Source organism: Actinomadura logoneensis, assembly GCF_003428695.1.
Taxonomy (GTDB): Bacteria; Actinomycetota; Actinomycetes; order Streptosporangiales; family Streptosporangiaceae; genus Spirillospora; species Spirillospora logoneensis.
In genome coordinates this window covers 1-3,739 of sequence record NZ_QURH01000752.1, presented here as the reverse complement: position 1 = coordinate 3,739, position 3,739 = coordinate 1, and the positions used below count along the sequence as shown (strand labels likewise).

Annotated in this window: 3 protein-coding genes; all 3 read right to left on the bottom strand. The window is 72.6% G+C overall.

The window, feature by feature from the left end:
• A partial coding sequence (locus DZF91_RS26735; protein ID WP_199486915.1) for a GMC oxidoreductase occupies window positions 1-1,946 on the bottom strand: 1,946 nt, incomplete at its 3' end.
• A gap of 82 nt (window positions 1,947-2,028) precedes the next feature.
• Window positions 2,029-3,141: an alpha/beta fold hydrolase gene (locus DZF91_RS26730; RefSeq protein ID WP_117359936.1), complete on the bottom strand. Its 1,113-nt coding sequence runs from the start codon at window positions 3,139-3,141 to the stop codon at window positions 2,029-2,031.
• Window positions 3,142-3,459: 318 nt separating this feature from the next.
• Window positions 3,460-3,739, bottom strand: a 280-nt coding sequence (locus DZF91_RS26725; RefSeq protein WP_147341398.1) for a response regulator transcription factor, incomplete at its 5' end; no start/stop codon positions are given.

Sequence of the window (3,739 nt, the reverse complement as noted above, 5' to 3'; positions counted from 1 at the left end):
CCCACACCCGCCGACACCCTCGCCGCCGTCACCACGGCCGCCGTGGTCACGGCGGCGGTCGCGACGGCGGCGCCCGCCACGGCCGTCCCCGCCGCTCCCGTCCCCGCCACGGCCGCCCCCGCGACCGCCGTGCCGGATTCGGCGACTTGCGTGACCTCGGATCCCACCACTGCCGCTCCCTCGATGACCGGTTCTCCCGCATCACCCGCCGCGTCCGCCCCGGCGTTCCCGGCCGGGTGCTCGGCGGCCCTTCCCGCCGCGGCGGCCACGGCCGCCCCGGTCTCCTGCTCCAGCAGGCGGGTGCACATCCGGTCCGCGAACGCCGCGATGGTCAGCGACGGGTTCGGCCCGACCGGGCCGGGCATCACCGAGCCGTCCGCGATGTGCAGCCCCGGATGCCCGTAGACCTCGCCGTACGGGTCGCACACGCCGACGCCCTCGTGCGCGCCCATCGGCACGCCGCCCAGCGGGTGGACGGTGATGATCCGCTTGCGGAACCACATCGGGTTGTCGGCGTACTCGGCGCCCAGCACGTCGGCGATGCTCTGCATCGTCTTGCGGACGCGCTCGAAGTACGCCTCGCTCGTCTTGGTCGTCCAGTCGGCGTGGAGACGGCCGTGCTTGTCCAGTTCGAGGCGCCCGTCCGGCACGTCGCGGCCCATGCCGAGCAGCGGCAGCGAGCTGACCGTGAGCGAGCCGCTGCCGATCAGCTCGCTCAGCTCCTTCGACAGGGACGTGTCGGGCACGTCCCGGAAGAAGTCGGCGAACCGCTCGGCCATGAACTTCACGATCCGCTCGATGTTGCCGGGGACGTCGAGGCCCCGCACCGCCCAGTCGACGAAACCGGGGTAGCCGCCGTCCTGGATGTAGGCGCCCCGGCCGGAGCCTGGCACGCCGTCCGCGTCGTCCGGCAGCCGGATCGCGCTGGTGATGACCGGGCCGCGCGCGGCGTCCAGCGGACGCACCCGGTTGCGGTCCTTGGCCTTCAGCAGGAACGTCAGCAGGTCGCCGTTGCCGCTGAACCGGGTGCCGAGCGCGTCGCTCAGCCCGGCGAGGGCGGTCCGCGACCGCAGCAGGATGCGGGCCGTCCCGTACGTGCCGGCCGACAGCACCAGCCGCTGGCACCCGATCGTCCGCATCACCCGCTTCGGGGCGGGCGAGTCCATGTCGTGGACGACGTAGTCGACCTCGTAGCCGCCGCCCGTGCGCGGACGGACCGCCTTGACCTCGTGCCCCGTGCGGATGTCGGCGCCGTGGTGTCGGGCGGCGGAGAGGTAGGTGTGGTCGAGGGTGTTCTTCGACCCGTCGTTGCAGCCGATGTCGCACTCGCCGCACAGGTTGCAGGTGCGGCGCGGCACGCCGTGGATGTTGCCGTAGGACGGCTCGGCGATCGGCAGCCCGACGGCGGGCTGCCCGCCCGGCTCGGCCGAGAACCGGACGGCCAGCGGCGGCAGCGTCACGTCGAGGCCCAGCTCGGCGGCGGCGTCCTGCATCGCGTGCGCCTTGGGCGTGTTGTCGAACGGCGCGCGGTCCAACGGGAACGGCGCCGGGTCGAGCATCCTCTCCACGGCGTCGTAGTGCGGGTCCAGGTCGGCGCGGGAGATCGGCCACGACTCGTAGGAGCCGTCCGGCAGCTCCTCGTGGACGAACCAGCGCTCGTCCTTGCGCAGCAGCACGTTGGCGTAGATCAGCGAGCCTCCGCCGAGCCCGGACGACACGACCGAGTCGCAGCCGCCGAACCGCCAGACGTCGAACATGCCGAACAGGCCCGCGCCCGGGTCCCAGAACGCGCGGCTCATCTCGTCGGGGGAGCGGGGGAAGCTGCCGGGCGGATAGGGCCGGCCGCGTTCCAGCAGCACCACCGACCGCCCGGCCTCCGCGAGCCGGTACGCGCTGACCGACCCGCCGAACCCCGAGCCGACGACGACCGCGTCGACCTGCTCCATGCGATTGCTCCTGCTCTGCTCTGTGCTGTGCGGACGGGGCGGCGCCCCGCGCCGGCCGGCGGCGTTCCGGCCGGCGCCGGGCCTAGCCCGAATGCCGCTTGAGGAAGTCGACGACGCGCGGGAACACGTCGAGGTGGGCGTTCTTTCCGATGATCGGATCGAGGTGCCCGTAGCCGGGCAGCACCTCCAGCTCGTGCCGGCCGGGCGCCGCCCGCTCGAGCAGCTTGTGGAAGTACACGTTGGAGTCGGAGAACACCCGGTTGCGCTCCGGCGCGAGCAGCAGCAGCGGCGTGGTCACCTCCGCCGCGTCCGCCAGGTAGTCCTTCGGCAGCCGGGCGTAGGCCGGGTCGTCCGGGGCGAACCTCACCGAGCGGCCGGCGTCCACCATCTTGCGAACGTGCCGGTAGTAGTGCAGCCCGGACGCGCAGCAGATGTCGGCGACCCGCTGGTGCGTGACGGGCAGCAGGTTCGCGTGCTCGTACATCGCGGGCTTCCCGGCGCCCCACTGGAAGCTCTGCATGTGGCAGGCGCGCACGTCGCATTCGCGGTGGAACAGCGACACCAGCCGCGACAGCATCCAGCCGCGGGTGAAGGCGGGCGCGTCCCCGAACCTCGGGTCGATGTACGGCAGCCCGGCCACGTACTCCAGGAACGCCGGTCCGAGCGTCAGCTTCAGCTTGGAGAACGCCGGGACGCGCGGCGTCAGCGACACGCTGTTGCAGGTCAGCGAGGTGATGTCGGTGACGGTCCCGGCGAACAGCGCCATCGTGAACGACACCGAGCCGAGGCAGTGCGCGAACACGTGCAGCCGGCGGTCGCCGATCTCGCGGCGGATGACCTCCAGCGCGGCCGGGAAGTCGTACAGCGCGATGTCGTCGAGGGTGTACCGGTGGGTCTCGGTGTCGTAGGGGAACCGGCCGCTCATGCGGAAGTCCAGGGCCCACACGTCGGTGAACCCCGCGTCCAGCAGGTGGCTGGTCAGGTTCTGGTGCTCCGGCATGATGAACACGTCGCTGGCCGAGGTCAGGCCGTGGACCAGGAGCACGACGTCGTCGCACTCCGCGCGCTGGAACCGGGTCAGCTCGAGCCCGAGACCGTCCTCGGTCGCGAACGGGTACACGCGGACGTCGGCGTCCTTGACGCCCGCGAGGGTCCGCCGTGGAATCGTCGTCCGCGCAATCGTGGTCTGTTCCATCCTCGCCTCCGTGTCGGCCCCGCAAGAATGATGCGGCCGGACGGTCGCCGGCGGCATCGTGGGAAACCCTGACTTGTCCCGGAAGCCCGGACCCGGCGGCACTGACACCCCGTGCGCACCGCGTCTCCGGCGTCCCGAAGCGTGCTGAACTCGTCCTTCATGGGACGCGGGCGGCGCCCGTCCGGTTTGGTTCCGTCGCCGCCCGATCGTCCGAACCGCGTCCGAACCTTGCCCGGCGCCCGTCCGGATCCCGTCCGGATCCCGCCCGATCCCGTCCGGATCCCGCCCGGGACGCGCCCGAGCCGCCGCCCCCGCGGGTCACTCCTGGCCGGAATCCCCCCGGTTCAGGGCGCTGACGACCCCCACCCGCGAGGTGACACCGAGCTTTCCGAAGATGTGCGACAAGTGTGTCTCGACCGTCCGGACGCTGACGAACAGCCGCTCGGCGATCTGCGAGTTGGTGTAGCCCTCGGCGACCAGCGACGCCACCTCGTACTCGCGCTTGGACAGTCCGCCCGGCCCCGAGCCCCGGCCGCCGGGCGCGGGCACCCGCACCCCGACCCGGCGCTGCTCGCGGGCCGCCTGGCCGTGCAGCGTG

Excerpts from the sequence above, each read along its gene's own strand:
- DZF91_RS26730 (WP_117359936.1), bottom strand. The coding sequence starts at position 3,141 with ATGGAACAGACCACGATTGCGCGGACGACGATTCCACGGCGGACCCTC.